The sequence below is a fragment of the Streptomyces sp. JLYT201 genome (genome assembly GCF_059448825.1).
The window spans coordinates 2,402,228-2,424,754 of the sequence record NZ_CM182551.1 but is presented as its reverse complement, the minus strand read 5'-3'; the positions used below and the strand labels follow the sequence as shown (position 1 = coordinate 2,424,754).

Below are 22,527 nucleotides of genomic sequence, written 5' to 3'. Positions count from 1 at the left end.
TCTGCTTCGCAGCATAGCCCCGGACGGGCACCGCATTGCCGTCCGCCGATGGCACCGGATCACGGTGGCGCGGGCAGGTAGACGGTGAGGGCGCGGCTCCTCTTGTCGAGAACGAGGGTGTCGGCGGCGGGGCTCACTTCGCCGTCCCGGGTGTAGTCGCCTGCCTTGTCCATACCGTCGATGCGCAGGCGGGTGGCGGTGGTTTCCTGGTAGACGCGGGAGCGGGCGAGGGTGCCGGTGAGGAAGGCCGCGACGAGGCGGGTGCGGGCGAAGGGATGCTTTCCGTCGACGATGCGCAGGTCGAGGAGTCCGTCGTCGAGGGTGGGGCGGTAGGAGGGGGCAAAACCGGGCGGGTCATAGCGGCTGTTGCCGGCGAACAGCAGCCACAACCGCCGGTGCTGTCCGTCGAGGGTGACGTCGATGGGGGCACCGTCGGCCAGGACGCGGAGCAGGCCGACGGCGAGAGCGGGCCATTTGCCGAGGGATGTCTCGCGGGCTTCGCGGGCCCGGACGAGTTCGGGGTAGACGCCGATGCTGAAGGTGTTGAGGAAGTAGGTGCAGTTGCCGTCGCCGGTGATCCGGCCGAGGTCGACGGTGCCACCGCGGCCCGCCTCCACGGCGTCGGCGGCCTCTTGCAGGGTCGGCAGTCCGAGGTCGGCGGCGAAGTGGTTGAGGGTGCCGCCGGGGAACACCGCGAGCGGCAGCCGGTTGTCGGCGGCCAGTACGGCCGCCGCGTTGGCCGTGCCGTCGCCCCCGACCACGCCCAGTGCGCCGCCGCGCGCCTGTACCTGCGCGGCTGCCTGCCGGAGCACCGTGTGCAGATCCTCACCGGCATCGCAGAGCCGTACGTCCGCCTTGGGCAGCAGGGTGCGCAGTTCGACGTCGGCCGGGACCTCGCCGCCGGCGTCGCTGTTGATGACCACGACCAGCCCCTCGCCGGACGGAAGGGCGGGAACCGGGAGCTTCGGGCGGGCGCTGTCGGCAGGCTTGTCGCGGTGCAGCGGCCACCAGCGGCAGGTTGCCGCGGCGATGCCCACGCCGAACGCGACATCCACCAGAACGCGGCCGGGAGCGTGTGCTCCCGCGCGCAGGCGGGAGACGGCAATGCCCACCGCGACGGGAAGGAGGACGGCTCCCAGTCGGGGCGTCTCCAAGGTGGCGCCGGTCGCAAAGGCGGCCGCACCGGCTGTGCGCTGAGAGGACACCACCTCTTTCGGCGGATGCCGCAGGGGTCGGCGCTTGTCGAGCACCTTGGTGGCGGCCTGGATGGCGGCACAGGCCAGGACCAGCGAGCCGGTGCCGCGCAACGCGGCCCGGCGCGCGCTCCGGTTGCCGATCAGGACCTTCGCGGCCGAGGAGGCGAGCGTCGTGCGTTCGCCGAGCCGCGGTTCGTGGGTTCGCATGCCCGCCGAGTACCCCTGGAGTGGGTGAACAGGCTGCTGCGCGTACGACGCATCACGCCTCCTTACGGGGGCACTCGGTGTCCAGGACGCGCATCGCGCGCCCCATGCTGGGGGAGGGCCTCGTGACGTCGTCTCAAGCACCTCAAGCACAAGGAAAGGGCCGGGGCGCAGGTTCTGCCGCCCACGCCGCCAAGGAGGAGACGCTGACGGCCGCGGGCCGGGCGGGTTTCATGGCGCGTGGTGTCGTGTACGTCCTCATCGGCGCCCTGGCGATCCAGATGGCCCTCGGAAGTGGCGGGGAGTCGGCGGACCGTCAGGGTGCGCTGGACCAGGTCGCGGAGCAGCCCTTCGGGAAGGCGATGCTGTGGACGCTGGCCGTCGGCTTCGGCTGCATGGCGCTGTGGCGCGGCTCCCGCGCGGTGCTCACCAGGGGGCCCGAGCGGAAGGCCGCCTCACGGCTCCTGGACGGCGGGCGGGCGATCTTCTACGCGTCGGTCTGCTGGGCGACCGCCGCTTTCGCCGCAGGCGGTGGTCAGGGTTCCAGCGGTAACGCGAAGTCGAAGGACTGGACGGCATCGGTGCTGAAGCTGTCGTACGGCCAATTCCTTGTGGGGGCCGGGGGCTGCCTCCTGATCGGCATCGGTGTCGTGCTCGCGGTACGGGCGGCGATGCGCAAGTTCCTGAAACAGCTGGACGTGGGTGCGATGAGCCACCGCACGCGGCAGATCGTGACCGGCCTGGGGGTGGGCGGCGGCGTGGCCCGCGGCACGGTGTTCGCGGCGGCCGGCGTCTTCATCCTGATCGCGGCCGTCCAGTTCGACGCGGACGAGGCCAAGGGGGTGGACGCCACGCTCCGCAGCTTCACGCAGACCCCGGTGGGCCCCTGGCTCCTGGTCGCCGTGGCGATCGGGCTGATCCTCTTCGGAGCCTTCTCCTTCGCCTCGGCCCGCTGGCGCCGCCTGTGAAGCAGGGACCACCACAGCGCCCAGATCTGCGACGAGCGTTGCTGGACCCGACCGTCGCATTCAGGGCGCGGCTCGGGACCGCAACCCATGCGGTTGCCCAGTCTCATCAAGTCAGGCGCCATTCTCCTGTGCGGGGTGGATGCTGGATCTGCGCGAGCCCGACCACGGTCGGCCTCCCTTCCGGCACTCGTGGTCGGGCTCACCTCGACCATGGACGCCGACGACGCGGGAGTACATCGGCACCCATGGGAGCCCTCTCTCCCAAGACGTGCCGGTGCGGCGTTCGCTGCAGAATGCCGCACCGGGCCGGGAGATAGATCCATCCACGCCCGGAACCGGCGGCCAGGATCAGCCCGCCGTGGCTCCTTCGGGAGGGCCGGGCCCGGATCCCGCGCTCCCGGCGCAGGGACTCCGCCCGCGCCCGGAGTGTCCATGCGGGGCTGTTCGGCCCAAGACGCGTCAACCAGAACGGTCGTCCGAGAACGCTGGTGATGCCCCAGCGGCGGCCGAAGACCTTCGTGGCACGGGTCAGGACGCCAGACCGGCCAGGGGCTCGGTGTCGTCTATGAGGGCGCGAGCCACGTCGGACAGGCGGCGGTTGTGGGCGCGGGCGTAGCGGCGCAGGGCGGTGAATGCCTGTTCCATGTCGATGCCTTGGCGTTCGGCAAGTTTGCCCTTGGCCTGCTCGATCAGGACGCGGCTGTTCAGCGCGGTCTGCAACTGCTCGTTGAGAATCGTGGAGCGTTGCGTGGACCGTTGTTGGAGGAGGCTGATGGTGGCGACATCGGCCAGGGCCTGCGCGATGGGTGTGCCGAGAGGATCGAAGGGGCCAGGAGTGGTTCGGAAGAGGTTGAGGGCGCCGACGACTTCGTCCCGCAGCCGCATCGGCAGTGCCTGTACCGCGCCGAACCCGTGGAGCTGGGCCTGCGCGGCGAAGCGGGGCCAGCGGGCGGTCGCCGTGAGCAGGTCGGGGACGGTCACCGGAAGACCCGTGCGGTAGCAGTCCAGGCAGGGGCCTTCATCGTTCTGGAGCTGGAAGAGTTCCAGCAGGCGTACTTGTTCGTCGGAGGCGGCCATCACGCGGAGTTCACCGTCCCGGTCCGCGAGCAGCACTCCGGCGGCACTCGCCCCGAGTATCCCCACGCAGCGGTCGGTCAGCAGGCGCAGGAAGTCGATCAGGTCGAAGTCGGCGACCAGATTGTCTGCCAGCTCGACGAAGGTCTTGGCCAGGAGTTGCTCATTCATCGTCAACACCCTCTATAGAAACTAGTCCTGCCGGAATCGCGCGGGAAGTACGACGCAGTGTGCGTTCATCGGATCGAGCGGGAGGGTCAGACATCCTCGTCGGCCTGGGTTGGCTCTGCGTCGGGGGAGAAGCGGAGTCGGCGGGCCACCACGTCGGCGGCCACAAGGGTGAGCCGGCGCCCGTGGGCGTAGGCGTAGGCGCGCAGCCGGACGAAGGCTTCGTCGATACCGACGCCGAGCTGGGCGGTCAGCATGCCGGTGGCCTGGGAGATCTCCGCCCGGTACCCGCCCAGGTCCTCGCTGCGTCCCTGCGCCGCGGTGTCATCGGGTGGTGCGCCCGTCGCGTCGATCCGAGCGTCCAGCAGGACCAGCGTCGCGAAATCGGCGAAGGCCAGTGCGTCGGCCAGTTCTTCCCCGCCCAATCGGACCGGGACTTGGGCGTAGAGGTCCAGAACCCCGGGGCTGATTGCCCCTATCTGCAGGGGGAGCGCGAATACCGCGCGTGCTCCGGCCTCCAGGGCCGCGTCGGCGAACACGGGCCAGCAGTCCTGCAGTTCACCGATCCGCAGGTCGGGCGTCAAGATAGCCGAGCCGTGCGTGAAGGCATCTACGCACGGCCCCTCGCCCAGCGTGAGCTGCAGCTCCTCCAGCTGTTCGCTGATGTCGTCGGTACTGCACAGCGGATGGCTCGCCGCAGTCCGGGACATGGCCGACATTCCGGCTCCACCGACCGGCAGCGAGGCCACCGCTGCGGTGCACACATCCACCACGCCGACCCGGGCACCGCGTCGGGCGGCCTGTTCGGCGACCAGTACGCGGATCCGGGACGACCGGCCGTTGGGTGTCACCCGGGCCACCGGGTCCAGGCGTGATGGGCCAGTTCCTCCAGCCTCTCCACGGTTCGCTCGCCGAGGGGCAGCACCAGCACACAGAACGCCGTGGGGTCGGTCGGCCGCCAGATCTCTCCGATGTCCCGCCAGCCCCAGGACCGGAAGACGCCGAGGGCGGGGTGATCGGCCGGATCCACCAAGGTGGCACCGAGCAATGCCTGATGGTCGACGAGCAGTCGCTCCTGCAGACGGCCGGCCAGGTCCTGGTCCTGCGGGTGGGGGCGGACCAGCATGTTGGTGATCGCGAAGACGCTGTTGGACTCGGTGAGTTGCTGGATACTGCGCGGTAGCGCACCGTCGAAGCCGTGCCACCAGGAGCCGTCGCTGCGTACCGGGAATCCGAAGGCGCAGCCCACCAGGCCGTCGGTCTCCGCGATCACCATGGCGAACCCGGGCCGGCGGATGTCACGGGTGAGACGGCTCAGGAACTCCTCCCGGCTGCGACTGCGGTACTCCTCACTGGGCTCGGTCTCGCAGGAGGCCACGTAGAGATCCGCCAGATCCTCAAGCAAGTCCTCCACCAGCCAACGGTTCACGCGACGCAGCCGCACCCCGGCCATGTCGGACGACGCGTCGCCAGCGGGCGCGCGTGACGGCTCCCGCCGGGGCCAGGCCATCACAGCACACCGCCCGGAACAGCGGGGACAGCCGGAGCGAGCCGGTGCAACGTCTGGAAGCCCGCCATGGGAAGCGGGGCCAGGGCGGTGGTGGGGAGGGCGGCAGGGAGGGAAGCCGGCCCGGGAACGGCCGGAAGCCCCATGAGCAGGAAGCCGCAACCGGTGAGCTCGATCATCCAGGCCAGCACAGGAGGCGGGTAATGCAGGCGCAGCGTCCCGCCGGCAGCGGCGGTGCGCAGGAACGCCTGGGTGAAGGCGTTGAGGCCGCTGCAGTCGCAGAAGGTGACAGGGGTGAGGTCGACGTCGATGGTGCGCACGCCATCGTGCAGGCAGCGTCCGAGGGCTGTGCGTATGAGCGGCACGGTCTCCAGGTCGATCTCGCCGGCCAGGGTGATCAGGGCCCGGGTCCTTCGGTCGTGCCGGTAGACGTTCAACTGCGGTAGGGACATGACGCCTCGTTCCAGAGACTTGCCGGCAGATCCATGCGTTGTGGCCGGACTCCCGGCTCCTGTGGGGGTGCTCCCGGCAAGGGCATACATGCGGTGGAGGCAGGCGAACGGACGGTCCGGCAATCTGTCCACCGGGACAAGGAGGCCGTTCCGTTCCCTCCAGGAGATGCACCGGGTGATCGGACGAAGAGAGCCCGTTCCCCGCGGTCATCTGTGCTGAGTAACAACAGGTCCGCCGGGGTCCAGGACGTCCTTACCTCAGGGTAGCCCTCATTCCGCCCCTGAAGGCGGCCGGGAGCCGCCCAGTCTCAAGGGCTGGACGTCGGCCAGGTTCATCGGTACTGGGATGGCATATCCGTGGTGCCACAAGGTACTTGGAGACTGGTGCGACATGCGGCGGCCGATGGCCGTCCGCGCAGGGAAGTCCGTGAACCCCCAAGGAGGTGGCTTCGCGTGACGGAGCCGATCAGCCAGACCCAGCCCAAGCCCCAACCTGGCGAGCCCCACACTGCCGTCGGTGCGAGGCTGCAGACCGAAGCGAGGGAGCAGGCGGCGACCCGCGGCAAGACGACCATCGCGGACGGAGTGGTGGAGAAGATAGCCGGGATCGCCGCACGTGAGGTGTCCGGAATCCACGCTCTGGGAGGCGGATTCAGCCGCACCATAGGTGCGATGCGCGACCGCGTCCCCGGCGCACGCGCCGGCGCGGGACGCGGTGTCAAGGTCGAGGTCGGCGAGAAGCAGACCGCCGTCGACCTGGAAGTGGTTGTGGAGTACGGCGTGAGCATCACCGAGGTCGCCGCAGACGTACGCGAGAACGTGATCGCGGCGGTGGAACGGATGACAGGTCTCGAAGTCGTCGAAGTGAACATCTCCGTCAACGACGTACACCTGCCCGAGGAGGACGCGCCGGAGTCCGGCGAGGGCCGGGTGCAGTAGCGCCACGCTCAAGCAGGCGCGTGCGACGGTTCGGATTCAGCGGGCGCTTGGCGCGCGGCATGGCGACAACGGTGTCCGGGTCCTCGGCCACAGGTCTGACGGACCGGTCGGAGCCCGAAGACCTGGCTCAGCGCCGGCGTCCGCGACCTCGAGGGGACCATCCGGCCCCCACGCCGCCAGAGTGCACGGCGAGGAGGGCAAGCCCGACGAGCATGAGACTCGTCGGGCTGAAGACCGTCTCGGTCGACGTCTCGGTCGCGTGGATGACGAAGGCGATGACGAAGAGCACGGCCGCCACGAATGCCAGCATCTGTCTTCTCCTGCCGATGAACGGCGAGCCACAGGCGACTCCGGTGGCTACGCCGACAGACGAGTTTCCCACTCAGCCCTGATCACGCGCGCGCAGCGCCAACTTACGATGACGCGGGAAGATTACGCGCGGCTCCGGTTTCCCGTGCCGGGACTACGCCACCAAGAACATCAGGGGTGTCGGAGAAGCGGGCCCGGCCTCGCTGCTGCTGTTCGGCGGAGCCCTTCAGCCAATCCCGATCACCGCCTCTCGGGCGGCGCGTGACCAGATGGCTTGCTGGCGGGCGGTGAACCCCATGCGGTTCCAGTGGAAGGGGATGTGCCGTGCGAGAACCCCGCGTCTCCCGAGGCTGAACTTGCCGCTCTCCGGCGCCTGACCGCCGAATTCCTCAGATGGGGACGGGTCCGCTTCGATGCGGTGTGAGTCCGAAAGCGCGGCACGCGAACAGGGGACGTTGCACACAGCGCCCTGCCTACGTGCCCAGGACAGTACGCTTGCCCTCGGTGCCCATCCCGCGTTGCCTCAAATGCTACGCGGCCCGTGAGGTCTTCCACCTGGTCGGACAGCTACAGTCAGGACCCCGCTCATAGGGGCTGTCGTGACTGATGAGAGGGTCGGGCGGGTGAGTGAGACACCGACGAACACCCTGCAATACCGCGCTGACGGGCCAGAAGACGCCCCGGTCCTGGTCCTGGGTCCCTCACTGGGTACCACATGGCACATGTGGGACCGGCAGGTGCCCGAGCTGAGCAAGCACTGGCGGGTGCTCCGCTTCGACATGCCCGGACACGGCGGCGCCCCCGCGAGCCCCGTGGACTCCGTCGGTGAGCTCGCCGCCCGCGTGCTGGCCACGCTCGACGAGGTGGGCGTGCAGCGCTTCGGCTACGCGGGCTGTTCGCTCGGCGGCGCCATCGGCGCGGAGCTGGCCCTCAGGAACCCGCAGCGGGTCGCCTCGCTCGCGCTGATCGCCACCTCGCCGCGGTTCGGCACCGCCGACGAGTGGCGCCAGCGCGGCGTGATCGTCCGCACCAACGGCCTCGACCCCGTCGCCAGGACCTCGCCCGAGCGCTGGTTCACGGCCGGCTTCGCCGCCGCCCAGCCCGCCATCACCGACTGGGCCGTGCAGATGGTGCGCACCACCGACCCCGGCTGCTACATCGCCGCCTGCGAGGCGCTCGCCGCCTTCGACGTGCGCGGCGAGCTCGGCAGCATAGGAGTGCCCACGCTCGTCCTGGTCGGCTCCGAGGACCAGGTGACCGGCCAGGGCGAAGCCCGCACGCTCGTCGCGGGCATCCCCGACGCCCGCCTTGCCGTGGTGCCCGGCGCCTCCCACCTCGCACCCGTCGAGCAGCCCGCCGCGGTCACCGATCTGCTCGTCCGCCACTTCGGCAGCGCCTGGCAGGCCGCGCCGGACATCGGCGCGACCGGGCAGCACGCGATCGCGGCGCCGCCCGTCAAGCCCGTGCTCGCCCCGCCGCCCGCCGCGCCCCCGGCGGAGATCGCGCCCGTGGAGCGGCCCGAGGAGCAGGCCGCGCGCCCCGACGCGTACGCCACGGGCATGAAGGTGCGCCGCGAGGTCCTCGGGGACGCCCACGTCGACCAGGCCCTGGCCGCGGCCGACGGATTCGCCGAGGACTTCCAGGAGCTCGTCACGCGCTACGCCTGGGGCGAGGTCTGGAGCCGCCCCGGCCTCGACCGCCGCACCCGCAGCTGCGTCACGCTCACGGCCCTCGTCGCGGGCGGCCACCTGGAGGAGCTGGCCTTCCACGTCCGTGCCGCGCTGCGCAACGGCCTGACCCCGCCCGACATCAAGGAGGTGCTGCTCCAGGCCGCCGTGTACTGCGGCGTGCCCGCGGCCAACAGCGCCTTCCGGGTCGCGCAGGCGGTCATCCGCGAGGAAACGACGCCCCAGGAGTAGCGCGGAACCCCGCGGCGAGCAGGATGGGGACCACCGAACGGAGAAGGGGAAGCCATGACGAAGCCCACCGGCAGCAGCGGCATGAAGCTCACCAAGCAGTCCCACGCGTGCGTGCGCCTGGAGAAGGAGGGCCGGACGCTCGTCGTCGACCCCGGGGGGTTCAGCGAGGCCGACGCGGCCGTCGGCGCCGACGCGATCCTCGTCACCCACGAGCACCCCGACCACTTCGACGAGTCCCGCCTGCGCGCCGCCATGGAGGCGAACCCGGCCGCCGAGATCTGGACCCTGGCGGCCGTCGCCGACCGGATCGCGGCGGCCTTCCCCGGACGCGTGCACCGGGTCGGCCACGGCGACACGTTCACGGCCGCCGGGTTCGACGTGCAGGCCCACGGCGAGCTGCACGCCGTGATCCACCCCGACATCCCGCGCATCACCAACGTCGGCTACCTGGTGGACGGCTCCGTGTTCCACCCCGGCGACGCCCTCACGATCCCCGAGCACCCCGTGGACACCCTCCTGGTCCCGGTGATGGCTCCCTGGAACAAGATCTCCGAGGTCATCGAGTACGTCCGCGAGGTCAAGCCGCAGCGCGCGTACGACGTCCACGACGCGCTGCTCACGGATCTGGCGCTGCCCATCTACGAGGGGCACATCGGCAGGCTCGGCGGCACCGAGCACACGCGGCTCGCGCCGGGCGAGTCCGCGCGGGTGTGACGCCCGCCCGGGTGTGACCTCCGCCGGGCCGCCCGCTGTCACACCCGGCAGGTAGGTTGTCCGTCATGCGCATCGCCACCTGGAACGTGAACTCGATCACCGCACGCCTTCCCCGTCTCCTGGCCTGGCTGGAGAAGAGCGGCACGGACGTCCTGTGCGTCCAGGAGACCAAGTGCACCGCGGAGCAGTTCCCCACCGAGGCCCTGCGCGAGCTGGGCTACGAGTCGGCGGTCAACGCCACCGGCCGGTGGAACGGCGTCGCGCTGCTCTCCCGCGTAGGCCTCGAGGACGTCACCACCGGCCTGCCCGGCGGCCCCGACTACGACGGCGCGCAGGAGCCCCGGTCCATCGCGGCCACCTGCGGCCCCCTGCGCGCCTGGTCGGTCTACGTGCCGAACGGCCGCGAGGTCGACCACGCCCACTACGCCTACAAGCTCCAGTGGTTCGAGGCCCTCAAGGCCGCCGTCACCGCCGACGCCGCGGGCCCGCGCCCCTTCGCCGTCCTCGGCGACTACAACGTCGCGCCGACGGACGACGACGTCTGGGACGTCGCCAGGTTCGAGGGCCTCACGCACGTCACCCCCGCCGAGCGCGCCGCCCTCGCCGCCCTCCGCGAGACCGGCCTGACGGACGTCGTCCCGCGCCCCCTCAAGTACGACCACCCCTTCACGTACTGGGACTACCGCGAGCTGGGCTTCCCCAAGAACAAGGGCATGCGCATCGACCTGGTGTACGGCAACGCCCCGTTCGCCAAGGCCGTGAGCGACGCCTATGTGGACCGCGAGGAGCGCAAGGGCAAGGGCGCGTCCGACCACGCCCCGGTGGTCGTGGACCTCGACCTCTAGCCCCGGAGCACCTCCAGGGGCACCGCCCGGGCCAGGGCGGCCAGGCCCGCGTCGCCGGGGTGCAGATGGTCGCCGCTGTCGTACTCCGGCAGCAGGCGCGCGGGGAGCTTCGGGTCGCGGAGCGCCGCGTCGAAGTCGAGCACGGCGTCGAAGCCCGCCCCGTCCCGCCGCAGCGCCGCGTTCACCGCGGCCCGCTCCGCGTCGACGGCCGCCGTGCACCGGGCCTCCCCGGCGCACGGCACCAGCGTTGCCGCGACGACCCGCAGCCCCCGCGCGCGGGCCCGTGCGGCGATCTCCCGCAGACCGCCCAGGACCTCCGCCGCGGGCGCCTGGGCCCGCAGGTCGTTGATGCCCTGGAAGACGACCACGGTGCGCGCGGACGTCTGCGCGAGCACGTCGCGGTCGAGGCGGTGCAGCGCGCTGACGCCCCCGGTGTCGGTGGACACGCCGTCCCCGGGGTAGCGGTCGCCGACGACGCGGTTCGCAGAGACGCCCTGGTTGAGGACGCCGAGGCGCGGCGCCCCCGGCTCCTCCAGGAGCCGCCGCGCGAGCACGTCGGGCCACCGCCGGTTCGTGTCGGGCGTGGAGCCGACCCCGTCCGTGATGGAGTCGCCGAGCAGCACCACGGAGCCCGCCCCGCCCGCCACGTCGACCCCGGTGAGCAGCGGCCACACCCCCACCGTGGAGGTGTACGCGGCCCCCGACCCGTCCGCGGCGTGATCGCCCGGCTCGCTCACGTACGAGGTCTGGAGGGCCTGGCTGTGCACGGGCGCCGCGCTCACCGTCCCCGGCAGATGGAAGCTGACCAGCAGATCCGCGCCCGCGGGCACCGCGAACCGCAGCGGGTCGCTGAACACCCGCGCCCCCGCCGGGATCTCGGCCCCCCGCGCCCCGTCGAACGTCAGCGCCGCGGGCGCGCCCCGCGCCCCCGCCCCCGCGTCCCGCACGGCGACGCTGGCGCTCCCGACGCGCACGGGCGCCCCCGCGAAGGTGTTGTCGAGCCGGATCCGCACCCGGGGCCCGCCCGCACTGGTGTGCACCACGAGCCGCACGGTCCGGTCCGCCCACGGGCCCACGGGCGCGTACCCGGCGGTGGACGCCGACCAGGTCCCCGTCCACCCGGTGGCAAGGGGCCGCACCGACAGGGCGAAGACGTGCAGGTCGGCCGCCCCGGGGTCGCGGGGCAGACGCACCGACGCCACCTCGCGCCCACGTACGAGCGGCACGGTGACGACGTACAGCCGTGCCTTCTCGGCGCGTTGCCCGTCCGGCGTGTTGACGTGCGGCAGGGCGACGGACTTGGTGGCGAGCGGACCGGTGCGCCAGTCGGGGGCGGTCAGCCGGTAGGTGGAGCGCGACCCGTCGCGGTAGCGCACGGTCCCGCTGCCCCGCGCGTCGCCGCCCGTCCCGGCCACCAGGAGGGCGAGGGCGTCGCCGCGCCCGCGCAGCCGCACCCACTGCCCGTCGGCCCGTACGTTGTCCGGCTCGCCCGCCCGGGTGTCCGGCCGGACGAGGCGCGCGCCCTCAACTCCCAGGACGCGCCCGGGAGTCCACCCGGCGGCCGCCAGGTCCGGCGCGGACAGCGAGGCGCCCGAGCCGTCGAAGTCCGCGTCGCCGGGCCGCGCGTCGTCGCTGAGGGCGCGGTTGTCGAAGAGCCGCTCCAGGGGGAGCGGCCCGGATCCGTGCGGCACGGCCCCCACGGCCCCCGCGGGGGCCAGGCCTCCCAGGAGCGCGAGTACGACGGCGGTGCCCCAGACGCGTCGGCGCACGACGGTCCCTTCCCGAGCCTCGGTGTTCCCGGTGTGACGGTGCACGCGCCCTGAAGGGGTGACGGTGGACGCGCCCTGAAGCTAAGGAGCCGTCAGACGCCAGTCAAGACGGCGGCCGTGTCCGTCACCCCGACCGCCGGTCCCCGAACCCCTTTGCCAGGATGGGCCCATGCATCTTTACGATGAGCGTCTGACTGTCCCGGTCGCGTGGTGGTTCCTCGTCGTGCTCGGCGGCGGGCTCCTCGCCGGGCTGCTGCTGCCGTTCGGACCCGTGGCCGCCGCGGCGGGTCTCCTCCTCGTCGTCGCCGTGTTCGGTCCGCTCGTGCACCGGTACGGCTCGGCGCGCATCGTCGTGACGCCGGGCACGCTCGTCGCGGGCGGCCGGGCGATCCCCATCGACGAGCTCGGCCCGACCGAGATCCTGGACGCGGGGGAGGCCTTCGAGTGGCGCACCCGCAAGGCGAACGCGTACGCGCACCTGCTGCTGCGCAGCTATGTGCCGACCGCCCTGCGCGTGGAGCTGCGGGGCCCGCACCACAGCGCGCCCTATCTGTACCTGTCCACGCGCCGTCCGATGAATCTGGCCACGATCCTCGCCTTCACCCGCCGCTGAGCACCCGCGCCGGCGGCGCCGCACACGGCGCCGCCCCGGGCGCGACACGTACGCCGGGTGCACCGAGCGGAGTGATTCGCCTGATTCCGTGATCAACTGCCGCAAGATACATTCCTGGGAATGCGGAGCCGCCGTCCGAACGCTCGGGCGCCCCACGGAGAGGCCGGTCATGAACATTCCGTTCCTGGACAAGTGGCGCAAGCGGCACGCGGGCGGGGCGGGGCTGAAGCTCGCCGCCGCCTTCGAGGCCGACCCGGAGGGGGTGGCCGAGCTGCTCTCGGAGTGCGAGCTGCTGCGCTCCCAGGCGGCGCGCGCCGGGCTCGAACTGGACGACACGCCCGCGTCGTTGGCGGCGCTCGACCAGCTCACGCCGCGCTGGCGGGATGACCCGGAGACCCTGCCCTGGTTCGGCAACGACGCGGGCCTCTACCTCGGCACGGTCATCGTCCGCACCGTCCCCGGCGCCGTGTGGCACGTCCTGCCCGGCGGCACGCCGGTCGTCCGGCTCGTCTCGGGCCGGGAGCTCCAGGTGGTCGCCGCGGGTCTCGACTGGGCCGTCCAGGGCACCCCCGAGCTGTCCCAGATGTACGCCGAGACCTCCGAGACGTAGCCAGGGCGTGACCGGCGCATGACCATCGCATGGCCGGAACACTGCCGGTCCGTGGCCGGACGGCGAACCCCTGGTCTCAAATACGGTTAATGCCCGTAAGTGCGTGTCGTCCCATAAGTCCAGTTTTGCCGTGGATAGTTTGCGCGGACCGACACAGCTGAGAGTGAGCAGGTCTGGGCATGGCCGTCGATCCGTTGATCGAGCTGCGTGATGTGAACAAGTACTACGGCGAGTTGCATGTCCTACAGGACATCGACCTCACCGTCGGCAAGGGGGAGGTGGTCGTGGTCATCGGCCCGTCGGGGTCGGGCAAGTCGACGCTCTGCCGGACGATCAACCGTCTCGAGACCATCCAGTCGGGCACCATCCGCCTCGACGGCCAGCCGCTGCCCGAGGAGGGCAAGGCCCTGGCCCGGCTCCGCGCCGAAGTCGGCATGGTGTTCCAGTCGTTCAACCTCTTCGCGCACAAGACCGTGCTGCAGAACGTCTCCCTGGCCCAGACGAAGGTCAGGGGCCGCAAGAAGGACGAGGCGGACCGGCGCTCCCGCGAGCTCCTGGAGCGGGTCGGGCTCGCCGCGCACGCGCAGAAGTACCCCGCGCAGCTCTCCGGCGGCCAGCAGCAGCGCGTGGCCATCGCCCGCGCGCTCGCCATGGACCCCAAGGTCATGCTCTTCGACGAGCCGACGTCGGCCCTCGACCCCGAGATGATCAACGAGGTCCTCGAAGTCATGCAGTCGCTCGCACGCGAGGGCATGACGATGGTCGTCGTCACCCACGAGATGGGCTTCGCCCGCTCGGCCGCCAACCGCGTGGTCTTCATGGCCGACGGCCGGATCGTCGAGGACCGGGCCCCCGAGGACTTCTTCACCCACCCGGAGAGCGACCGCGCCAAGGACTTCCTCTCCAAGATCCTCAAGCACTGACGGGGGGATGAGTCCCATGCGTACGACACGTCTGCTCGGGCTGCTCACGGCCCTGTCGCTCACCGCGCTCGCCACCGCCGCCTGCGGCAAGGAGGGCAGCCCGCCGAGCAAGGGCCCCGCCGCCGGGAAGCTGCCCGTCTACCGGGTCGCCGAGGGCTTCGAGCTGCCCGGCTCCAGCACCTGGCGCAAGGCGAGGAGCCGCGGCCACTTCGTCGTCGGAGCCAAGGAGGACCAGCCCTACCTCGGCGAGAAGGACCCCGCGACCGGCCGCTACTCGGGCTTCGACATCGAGATCGCCAAGATGGTCTCGGCCTCGCTCGGCCTGGACCCGAAGCGCGTCTCCTTCAAGACCATCGCGTCGGCCAACCGCGAGACGGCCCTGCAGAACGGGCAGATCGACTACTACGTCGGCACCTACACCATCAACGACAACCGCAAGAAGCTCGTCGGGTTCGGCGGCCCCTACTACATGGCGGGCCAGGGACTGCTCGTGCGCCACGACGAGGAGGACATCAAGGGCCCGAAGGACCTCGACGGCAAGCGCGTGTGCTCGGCCGCGGGCTCCACCCCGTACCAGCGCCTCCAGAAGGACTACCCGAAGGCCACGCTCGTCGCGTACGACACGTACTCGGTGTGCGTCGACAACCTGCTGACGTACCAGGTCGACGCGGTCACCACCGACGACGCGATCCTCATCGGCTACGCGGCCAAGGTCCCCGACGAGCTGAAGGTGGTCGGCAAGCCCTTCTCCGAGGAGCCCTACGGCATCGGCGTCCCCCGGGGCGACAACACGCTGCGGTTCGCCATCGACGACGCCCTCGCCGCCCGCGAACGCGACGGCGACTGGAAGAAGGCGTACGACGCGACCCTCGGCCTGTCCGGGGTCCCCGCGCCGCGGCCGCCCGCCATCGACCGCTACCCGGCGAGCTGAGGAGGCGTCGTGGACGTACTGACGGACAACTTCTCCACCTACGGCGAGGGCTTCCTCGGCACGGTCGAACTCACCGTGTACGCCTCCGTCCTCGCGCTCGTGCTCGGCTTCGTCATGGCCTCCTTCCGGGTGGCGCCCGTCGGCTCCTTCCGGGTGTTCGGCGCGGTGTGGGTGGCCGTCCTGCGCAACACCCCGCTGACGCTGCTCTTCTTCGCCGTCCTGCTCGGCCTGCCGCGCTTCGGACTCGTGCTGCCCTTCAAGGTGTTCGCCGTCCTCGCGCTCGGCTGCTACACCTCCGCCTTCATCTGCGAGGCGCTGCGCTCCGGCATCAACACCGTGCCCAGGGGGCAGGGCGAGGCGGCCCGCAGCCTCGGCATGACGTTCGGTCAGACCCTGTCCGTCGTGGTGCTCCCGCAGGCCTTCCGCTCGGTGATCCCGCCCGTGGGCTCCACGCTCATCGCGCTCGCCAAGAACTCGGCGATCGCGGGCGCCTTCAGCGTCACCGAACTGCTCGGCACCTACAAGACGCTCAGCGAGCTCGGCTACAACATCGTCTGGACCTTCCTCTGGATCGCCCTTGGCTATCTGATCATCACCCTCGCCATCAGCGCAGTCTTCCACATCCTCGAAAAGCGCTGGGGAGTCGCCCGATGACCACCACCGCCGCCGAAGCCACCGCCCTCTACGACATCCCGGGGCCGAAGACCCGCAGGAGACACCTGCTGTACGGCGTGCTTTCGACCGCCGTCATCGTCGGGCTCGTCGCCTGGGTCCTGTACCTGCTGTTCGACACCGACCAGTTCACGCGCACCAAGTGGACGCCGTTCGAGTACAAGGGCATCCAGGAGCTGCTCCTGCGCGGGCTCGGCAACACGCTCAAGGCCTTCGCCATCGCCGCCGTGCTCTCCCTTGCGCTCGGCGCGCTGCTGGCCACCGGGCGCCTCTCCGAGCACCGCGTGGTGCGCTGGCTGGCCACGCTGGTCGTGGAGTTCTTCCGGGCCATGCCCGTACTCGTGATGATCTTCTTCGTCTTCGTGGCGCTGAAGGTCCAGCCGCTTCCGGCGCTCGTCGCCGGGCTGACGCTCTACAACGGCTCCGTGCTCGCCGAGGTGTTCCGCTCCGGCGTCAACTCCGTCGAGCGCGGACAGAGGGAGGCCGCCTACGCGCTGGGGATGAGAAAGACTCAGGTCATGTCGTACGTCCTGGTGCCACAGGCCGTGCGGGCCATGCTGCCCGCCATCATCAGCCAGTTGGTCGTGGCCCTGAAGGACACCTCGCTCGGTTATCTGATCACCTATGAGGAGTTCCTGCACGCCGGGAAACTGATCGCGTCGAACCTCGACTACGATTTGCCTTTCATCCCCGTGGTCATGGTGATCTCACCGATCTACATCGGGATGTGCATGCTGCTGTCGTGGTTCGCCTACTGGGTGTCCAAGCGCCAGCGGCGCAGTCCCAAGACAGAGGCCGTGGACGTCGCCCCGGCTGAACCAGGGACGCTGCTGCCGGGAGGGGGTCCCCCCAGGGCCCCCGCCCCCTAGGGGGGAGCAGTAGCTGGAGGGCCAGGCCCGCCCGGCAGCAGCCGGTGATCACTGCTCGCGCAGGGGGATCGACACGTACGACGGGTCGGTCCCGGGCGAGGAGAAGGTCAGCTGCGCGCCGGACGGGTTGTGCTCGATATAGAGCGGGTCGACCGTGTCGACCACCAGGGCGAGCCTGTGTCCTGCCGGGACGTCGTAGGCCGTGGAGAACAGCTCCAGGTCGACGGCGAACGGCTTGCCGGGGGTCTTGCCGTGGAAGGTGTACGGCGCGTTGCTGACCAGCTTGCCGAGGCCGAGCGGGCCCACGTCGTAGAGGTACGCGACGAGGGTTCCGCTCTCCTTGGTGCTGGTGAGCGTGGTGTGCAGCTGCGCGGTGCCGCGCACCCGCTGCGGCCGCTCGGCCCGCTGCCCCTGCCAGACGGCCGCGTAGCGGCGCGGCAGCAGCGGCACCGACGCCATCGGCGGCAGCTTCAGGAACTGGTCGAGGGCGTTGGAGAGCATCACGATGCCGCCGTTGGCGCCCGAGTCGACGTTCGCGCGGATCGTGGTGGTGCCCGCGAGGTCCAGCTTGTGCCGGGTGGCGCCGACCGACTTCCAGTCGGGGTAGCCCTCGTAGCCTCCGGTCGAGCGGGACTTCAGCTGGACGGGCTGCTCCTGGTCGATGCCGTTCCGCTCGCCCTTCAGATAGCGGTCGAACCACCGCCGGGTGTTCGTCCAGGTGTCGTTCGGCAGGCCGAACAGGCCGGTCGCCTCGGCCGTCGCGTGGTCGCCGGGGCGGAACTCCAGGCGCTTGGGGCCCTTGAGCTTCTCGTAGAACGCGGCGTACGCGTTGGGCGGGAAGATGGTGTCCCCCCAGGCGTTGCCGAGCATGACGGCGGCGCCGTTGCTGTTGATCCGGTCCAGATACGTCGCGGGGGAGCGCTCGGCGCCCCACGCGATCATCTCGTCCTCCTGGTCGAGGTCGGAGGCGAGGAAGTCCTTCAGGATCCGCTGGAGCTCGGCGCTCGGGCGGCCGGTGAGATAGCCCGCGCCGCCGAGCAGGGCGCCGGCCTGGACGTGCTGGGTGCGGCCGCTGTAGATGGACTGGACGAGGTCGCTCCAGCCGCTGAGGGCCGCGACCGCCTTGACCCGCTTGTCGTGCCCGGCGGCCAGCAGGCTGATGCCCGCCCCGTAGCTGACGCCCGCCATGCCGACCTTGTCCGGGTCGGCGGGGGTGTTCCGCAGCGTCCAGTCGATGACCCGGGAGGCGTCCGCGACGTCCTCGGGGCCGCCGACCTCGATCTCGCCGCCGGACTGCCAGAAGCCGCGCGAGTTGTAGCTCACCACCACATAGCCGGCGTCGGCGAGCTTCTCGGCCTGCGCGATGTACTCGATCTGCGGCATGGCCCAGCTCGTGGGCAGCACGACGACGGGGTACGAGCGGCCTGCCGCGGAGCCGGCGGGCGTGACGACGTTGGCCTTGAGGACCGTGCCGCCGTCACCGGGGATGTCGACGAAGCGGACGCCCGGGGCGGCCGCGGGGGACGGGGGTGCCGCCTGCGCGGCGGGCACGGCACCGGCGACGAGCGCCGCCGATACCGCACCCAGGGCAGTGGTCCGCACAGCTCTGCGCGTCTTTCCCACGGGTCACTCCTCACACGTGCCGGTGCAAAGTGACCTGACGGTAACCGCGTGGGATTACCTCGGGTAACCCGTCGGTAAGTTACGTACGGGTAACGATAGTTGAGCGGTGGAGTTCCCGCGCCGTCCGTCGCGGGTCTCAGCGCAGCGCGCTCTTGGCCTGCCAGTCCGCCCACGACAGGTTCCACTCGCCGAAGCCGTTGCCCGGGTCCGGCGTGCCCTTGGAGCCGTTGCCCGAGACCTCGAACGGGTCGCCGATCTGGACCTCGCCGTACAGCCATGCGGCGTTGCCCGTGCTCATGCCGACGCAGCCGGAGCTGTGGTTGGTGTTGCCGAAGTACGCCGCGTTCCAGGGGGCCGCGTGGGCGTACATGCCCGACCAGGTCAGGCGCATCGAGTAGTCGACCATCTTGTCGTAGGCGTTGCCCAGGCCGACGGTCTCGGAGCGCATGTTGATCGTGCCCTCCTTGGCCATCAGGACCGACGTGCCGCCCCAGGAGGCCTTCTCGCCGCCGGGCGTGCCCGCGGACATCGGTACCGTCTTGACGGTCTTGCCGTCGCGCGTCAACGTCGCGGTCTTGTTGTCAAGATCGACCTTGACGACCTGGTTCTTGCCGACGGTCATCGCGGTGTCGTAGTCCCGCACGAACCAGCCGCCGTCGGCGCCGGAGTCGACCCCGTTGAGCTGGGCGTCGAGGGCGACCTTGGTGCCGGACTTCCAGTAGTCCTTGGGCCGCCAGTCGACGCGGTCCTTGCCGTCGTAGTTCTTGATCCAGCCCCAGGAGCCGACGGTGTCGTCGGACGTCTTCACCTTGAGGTGCTTCTCGACCTCCGCCTTGTTCTTGACGGGGTGGTCGAAGACGATCGACAGGGGCTGGGCCACGCCGACGGTCTTGATGTTCCGGCCCGGCGTGATGGTGACCTTGTTGACCTTCTCGGGCGCGGCCGTGGTGAACGCCTTGGCGGCCTTGCCGCCCTCCTGCGTGGTGGCGCGCACGGTGTAGCTGGTGCCGGGCGCGGCCACGCGCGCCGAGGTCCAGCCGCGGCCGTCGGCGGAGACCTTGCCGGGCAGCTCGGTGCCCTCGGTGTCGGCGACCTTCACGTCCTTCAGCTTGGCGTCCCCCGCGGCCAGCTTCACGGTGACCGGGACGCCCGCCTTGGCCTGCTTGCCGGTGAGGTTCACCGAGAGCTTCGGCTTCTCGGCCTCGGCGTCGGCACCGGAGCCGCCGCCGGAGCAGGCGGTCAGGGCGGCCGCCAGGGCCGCGGCGCCCGCGACGGCCGCGTACCGGGGGCGTATGGAGCGGCGGCTGGGGCTCAGGGACCTGCGGGACCTCAAGGAAACGTACCTCCGTGCGGATGTTCATGCCTGCCCGGAGTGAGAGGGCGGAGGGTTTCCCGTGGTTGCCTGGTGTCCGGAAAATCCGGACTGCGTCATGGAAGTGTTATACGGGCCTTGCGTTCCGTGAACGTTTGCTCACTTGGCGCGATGTGAGCTGCGCGTGGACTGCGCCGGCAGCGGTTCCCGGGCGGCGTGGGTCATCTCCCCGACCAGCTCGACGACGTCCGGGCCGTACGCCTGGGAGTTCACGACCTTCAGGAGCAGGACGAAGGAGCCGCCGTGCTTGCGCGCCAGGCGCTCGTGGTGGCGGGCGAGATAGCGGGTGGCCGCCTGGTTGGTGATCGCGCGCTGGCCGCAGAAGAGGAACACGGGCCGCGCGTCCTGTCCGGCGGTGAGCCGCGCGAGCAGCACGTACTCCGCGATGCCCGCCTCCATGCGGTAGCGCTCGCCGCCGATCTGGAAGGCGCCGCGGTCCGGGCCCGGCTCCGGGTCGGCGTTCACCCGCACGCCGGGCAGCAGCGAGTGCATGTGCGCGGCCATCCGGCGGTGGATCGCGGGGTTGCCGAGGCAGAACTCGGTGCGCTCGCCGAAGCCCTGCTGGGCGGCGTCGTGGGCGACGAGCCGGGTGTGCGCGCCGCAGTCCTTCACCACGGCGGAGAGTTCGAGCAGGGAGAGCACGTCGTGCCGGGTCACGGTCAGCTCCGGGCCGCCCGCCTCGCGGTTCACGACGAACAGCGCCTCGGAGTGCTCGGGCAGCCCGAAGAACGCCCGCTTGCGCCGCAGCCTGCGCCGCGCCAGGTACGCGCGGGCGTACAGGGCCAGGGCCGCGCTCACGACGGCCGCGCCGGGGCCGAGGACGAGAAGGCGTACGTCGTCAGTCATGGGCGCGCATGCTAGCGGCCGTCCCCGGCCACCTCGGGAGGCGCCGTGGCCCGGGACGGGGCGCGAAGTTACGCTGCGCGGAGGGTTGTTGACCGGAGGTGTTCATGCGGCATGACGTGGTACGGAATCTGACGCTATTGGCGGTGGGCGGGGTATTGGTGACGGTCGGTGCGGCCGCGCCCCCTTCGCCTTCGCGCACAGCGGAACCGGGCACTGCGGCCGAAGCGGCCACACATGCCCAAGCGGGCACAAGACCGGATTCGGCCCGTACGGCCGGTGCGTCCGGGACTCCGCAGAAGGTGCCCGAGGCGGTCGGCTACGGCGGGGCCGTCGCGAGCGTCGACGCGGACGCGTCCGCCGCCGGCATCGAGGTCCTGAAGAAGGGCGGCAACGCCGTGGACGCGGCCGTCGCCACGGCCGCCGCGCTCGGTGTCACCGAGCCGTACTCGGCGGGCGTCGGCGGCGGCGGGTACTTCGTGTACTACGACGCGAAGACGCGGAAGGTGCACACGCTCGACGGGCGCGAGACGGCCCCGCGCACCGCGGACGCCGACCTCTTCCTGGAGGACGGCAAGCCCCTGCCGTTCGCGGACGCCCAGACCAGCGGCCTCGGCGTGGGCACGCCCGGCACCCCGGCCACCTGGAAGGCCGCGCTCGACAACTGGGGCAGCGAACGGCTCGGCACGCTCCTGCGGCCCGCCGAGCGCCTCGCCCGCGACGGCTTCACGGTGGACCGGACGTTCCGCGCGCAGACCGAGGCCAACCAGGCGCGCTTCAAGGACTTCCCGGACACGGCGGAGCTGTTCCTGCCGGGCGGCAAGCTGCCGGTCGTCGGCTCCACGTTCAAGAACCCGGACCTCGCGCGCACCTACGCCGAGCTGCGGCGCGAGGGCATCGGCGCGCTGTACCGGGGCGACATCGGCAAGGACTTCGTACGGACGGTCAACAAGCCGCCGGTGGACCCGGCCTCGGGGCGCAACGCGCGCGCCGGTGACCTGTCGATGAAGGACCTGCGCGCCTACGAGGTCAAGGAGCAGGCCCCGTCGAAGACCACGTACCGCGGCCTCGGGGTCTACTCGATGGCCCCGTCGACGTCCGGCGGCACGACGGTCGGCGAGGCCCTCAACATCCTGGAGCGCGGCGACCTCGCGCGCGTGAGCAAGGCGCGCTATCTGCACCGCTTCATCGAGGCGAGCCGGGTGGCGTTCGCCGACCGGGGGCGCTGGGTGGGAGACCCCGACTTCGAGGACGTCCCCACCAAGCAGCTGCTCTCGCAGCGGTTCGCGAACTCCCGCGCCTGCCTCATCAAGGACGACGCGGTGCTCAAGAGCCCCGTGGCGCCCGGTGACCCGCGCGACCCGCAGCCCTGCGCCAGCGGCGGCAAGGCGGCCCCGACGACGTACGAGGGCGAGAACACCACCCATCTGACGGCGGCCGACAAGTGGGGCAACGTCGTCGCCTACACCCTCACCATCGAGTCCACCGGCGGCAGCGGCATCACCGTGCCCGGGCGCGGCTTCCTGCTGAACAACGAGCTGACCGACTTCTCCTTCGCGCCCGCCCGGCCCGGCGTGCACGACCCGAACCTGCCGGGGCCCGGCAAGCGGCCGCGCTCGTCGATCGCGCCGACCATCGTGCTCGACGAGGACCGCGAGCCGGTCGTCGCGCTCGGCTCGCCCGGCGGCGCGACCATCGTGACGACGGTCCTGCAGACCCTGACCGGCTTCCTGGACCGGGGCCTGGAGCTGGTCGACGCGATCGCGGCGCCGCGCGCCAGTCAGCGCAACGCCGCGCAGACGGAGCTGGAGCCCGGCCTGTGGGACAGCCCGCTGCGGCGCGACCTGGAGGCGCTCGGCCACTCCTTCAAGCAGAACCCGGAGATCGGGGCGGCGACCGGCGTCCAGCGGCTGCCCGGCGGCAAGTGGCTCGCCGCGGCGGAGCCGGAGCGCCGGGGCGGCGGATCGGCGATGGTGGTGCGCCCGAGCTCCTAGAGCCGCTCGGCCA

General features: G+C 71.2%; 22 protein-coding genes. 12 read left to right on the top strand and 10 right to left on the bottom strand.

Translation table 11 applies throughout. The features are described from left to right. Positions 1-59: 59 nt before the first annotated feature. Positions 60-1,403 (bottom strand): bifunctional phosphatase PAP2/diacylglycerol kinase family protein, encoded by a 1,344-nt coding sequence (locus AC5WAM_RS09525; RefSeq protein ID WP_495522295.1) that lies wholly within the window; start codon positions 1,401-1,403, stop codon positions 60-62. 122 nt (positions 1,404-1,525) lie between these two features. Here AC5WAM_RS09525 and AC5WAM_RS09520 point away from each other — a divergent pair, with 122 nt between their 5' ends. Continuing rightward, positions 1,526-2,368 (top strand): DUF1206 domain-containing protein, encoded by an 843-nt coding sequence (locus AC5WAM_RS09520; RefSeq protein WP_495522294.1) that lies wholly within the window; start codon positions 1,526-1,528, stop codon positions 2,366-2,368. A 528-nt stretch (positions 2,369-2,896) separates the two neighbouring features. On the opposite strand, the gene AC5WAM_RS09515 is transcribed toward AC5WAM_RS09520, so the two are convergent. From AC5WAM_RS09515 to AC5WAM_RS09500, 4 genes are all read right to left on the bottom strand, one after another. Continuing rightward, complete coding sequence (locus tag AC5WAM_RS09515; RefSeq protein ID WP_495522293.1) at positions 2,897-3,613, bottom strand: GAF and ANTAR domain-containing protein; 717 nt, start codon at positions 3,611-3,613, stop codon at positions 2,897-2,899. 86 nt (positions 3,614-3,699) lie between these two features. Next, positions 3,700-4,461, bottom strand: a complete 762-nt coding sequence (locus tag AC5WAM_RS09510) for an ANTAR domain-containing protein (RefSeq protein WP_495522292.1) — start codon at positions 4,459-4,461, stop codon at positions 3,700-3,702. Continuing rightward, positions 4,458-5,120 carry a hypothetical protein gene (locus AC5WAM_RS09505; RefSeq protein WP_495522291.1) on the bottom strand — a complete coding sequence of 221 codons (663 nt, stop codon included), beginning with the start codon at positions 5,118-5,120 and terminating at the stop codon, positions 4,458-4,460. The genes AC5WAM_RS09510 and AC5WAM_RS09505 overlap by 4 nt, the downstream gene beginning before the upstream one ends. After that, positions 5,120-5,569, bottom strand: coding sequence for an STAS domain-containing protein (locus AC5WAM_RS09500; protein WP_495522290.1), 450 nt, complete (start codon positions 5,567-5,569; stop codon positions 5,120-5,122). The genes AC5WAM_RS09505 and AC5WAM_RS09500 overlap by 1 nt, the downstream gene beginning before the upstream one ends. A 453-nt stretch (positions 5,570-6,022) precedes the next feature. Between AC5WAM_RS09500 and AC5WAM_RS09495 the strand changes: the two genes are divergently transcribed. Then, complete coding sequence (locus AC5WAM_RS09495; RefSeq protein ID WP_087886396.1) at positions 6,023-6,508, top strand: Asp23/Gls24 family envelope stress response protein; 486 nt, start codon at positions 6,023-6,025, stop codon at positions 6,506-6,508. Positions 6,509-6,635: 127 nt separating this feature from the next. On the opposite strand, the gene AC5WAM_RS09490 is transcribed toward AC5WAM_RS09495, so the two are convergent. After that, positions 6,636-6,818, bottom strand: a complete 183-nt coding sequence (locus AC5WAM_RS09490; RefSeq protein ID WP_495522289.1) for a hypothetical protein — start codon at positions 6,816-6,818, stop codon at positions 6,636-6,638. A gap of 622 nt (positions 6,819-7,440) precedes the next feature. Here AC5WAM_RS09490 and pcaDC point away from each other — a divergent pair. The 3 genes from pcaDC (at position 7,441) to AC5WAM_RS09475 (ending at position 10,295) form a co-directional block, all read left to right on the top strand. Next, on the top strand, positions 7,441-8,736 hold the full coding sequence (gene pcaDC / locus AC5WAM_RS09485) for a bifunctional 3-oxoadipate enol-lactonase/4-carboxymuconolactone decarboxylase PcaDC (RefSeq protein ID WP_495522288.1): 1,296 nt from the start codon (positions 7,441-7,443) through the stop codon (positions 8,734-8,736). Positions 8,737-8,817: 81 nt separating this feature from the next. Further along, complete coding sequence (locus AC5WAM_RS09480; protein ID WP_366793215.1) at positions 8,818-9,450, top strand: MBL fold metallo-hydrolase; 633 nt, start codon at positions 8,818-8,820, stop codon at positions 9,448-9,450. Positions 9,451-9,515: 65 nt separating this feature from the next. Further along, complete coding sequence (locus AC5WAM_RS09475; protein WP_138962536.1) at positions 9,516-10,295, top strand: exodeoxyribonuclease III; 780 nt, start codon at positions 9,516-9,518, stop codon at positions 10,293-10,295. Here the strand turns inward: AC5WAM_RS09475 and AC5WAM_RS09470 are convergent. Beyond that, positions 10,292-12,064: an SGNH/GDSL hydrolase family protein gene (locus AC5WAM_RS09470; protein ID WP_495522287.1), complete on the bottom strand. Its 1,773-nt coding sequence runs from the start codon at positions 12,062-12,064 to the stop codon at positions 10,292-10,294. The genes AC5WAM_RS09475 and AC5WAM_RS09470 overlap by 4 nt on opposite strands. 169 nt (positions 12,065-12,233) lie before the next feature. Here AC5WAM_RS09470 and AC5WAM_RS09465 point away from each other — a divergent pair, with 169 nt between their 5' ends. From AC5WAM_RS09465 to AC5WAM_RS09440, 6 genes are all read left to right on the top strand, one after another. Beyond that, positions 12,234-12,677, top strand: a complete 444-nt coding sequence (locus AC5WAM_RS09465; RefSeq protein ID WP_366793194.1) for a DUF3093 domain-containing protein — start codon at positions 12,234-12,236, stop codon at positions 12,675-12,677. A gap of 169 nt (positions 12,678-12,846) precedes the next feature. Further along, a complete protein-coding gene (locus AC5WAM_RS09460; RefSeq protein WP_366793193.1) occupies positions 12,847-13,287 on the top strand; it encodes a DUF6278 family protein in 441 nt (146 codons plus the stop codon). 179 nt (positions 13,288-13,466) lie between these two features. Then, positions 13,467-14,210: an amino acid ABC transporter ATP-binding protein gene (locus AC5WAM_RS09455; protein WP_495522286.1), complete on the top strand. Its 744-nt coding sequence runs from the start codon at positions 13,467-13,469 to the stop codon at positions 14,208-14,210. A 7-nt stretch (positions 14,211-14,217) separates the two neighbouring features. Next, the gene (locus AC5WAM_RS09450) at positions 14,218-15,141 is read left to right on the top strand and encodes a glutamate ABC transporter substrate-binding protein (RefSeq protein ID WP_495522285.1); all 924 of its coding nucleotides are present in this window, start codon (positions 14,218-14,220) and stop codon (positions 15,139-15,141) included. 9 nt (positions 15,142-15,150) lie between these two features. Beyond that, entirely contained in the window at positions 15,151-15,795 is a 645-nt protein-coding gene (locus tag AC5WAM_RS09445; protein ID WP_138962542.1) for an amino acid ABC transporter permease, read from the top strand. Continuing rightward, complete coding sequence (locus AC5WAM_RS09440; protein ID WP_138962543.1) at positions 15,792-16,682, top strand: amino acid ABC transporter permease; 891 nt, start codon at positions 15,792-15,794, stop codon at positions 16,680-16,682. The genes AC5WAM_RS09445 and AC5WAM_RS09440 overlap by 4 nt, the downstream gene beginning before the upstream one ends. A 48-nt stretch (positions 16,683-16,730) precedes the next feature. Here the strand turns inward: AC5WAM_RS09440 and AC5WAM_RS09435 are convergent, their stop codons facing one another. From AC5WAM_RS09435 to AC5WAM_RS09425, 3 genes are all read right to left on the bottom strand, one after another. Then, a complete protein-coding gene (locus tag AC5WAM_RS09435) occupies positions 16,731-18,305 on the bottom strand; it encodes an alpha/beta fold hydrolase (protein ID WP_495522284.1) in 1,575 nt (524 codons plus the stop codon). 136 nt (positions 18,306-18,441) lie between these two features. Next, on the bottom strand, positions 18,442-19,638 hold the full coding sequence (locus AC5WAM_RS09430; RefSeq protein WP_495522283.1) for a L,D-transpeptidase: 1,197 nt from the start codon (positions 19,636-19,638) through the stop codon (positions 18,442-18,444). Positions 19,639-19,776: 138 nt separating this feature from the next. Next, complete coding sequence (locus tag AC5WAM_RS09425; RefSeq protein ID WP_495522282.1) at positions 19,777-20,523, bottom strand: hypothetical protein; 747 nt, start codon at positions 20,521-20,523, stop codon at positions 19,777-19,779. A 104-nt stretch (positions 20,524-20,627) separates the two neighbouring features. On the opposite strand from AC5WAM_RS09425, the gene ggt reads away from it, so the two are divergent. After that, positions 20,628-22,514 carry a gamma-glutamyltransferase gene (gene ggt, locus AC5WAM_RS09420; protein WP_495522281.1) on the top strand — a complete coding sequence of 629 codons (1,887 nt, stop codon included), beginning with the start codon at positions 20,628-20,630 and terminating at the stop codon, positions 22,512-22,514. Positions 22,515-22,527 lie beyond the last annotated feature (13 nt).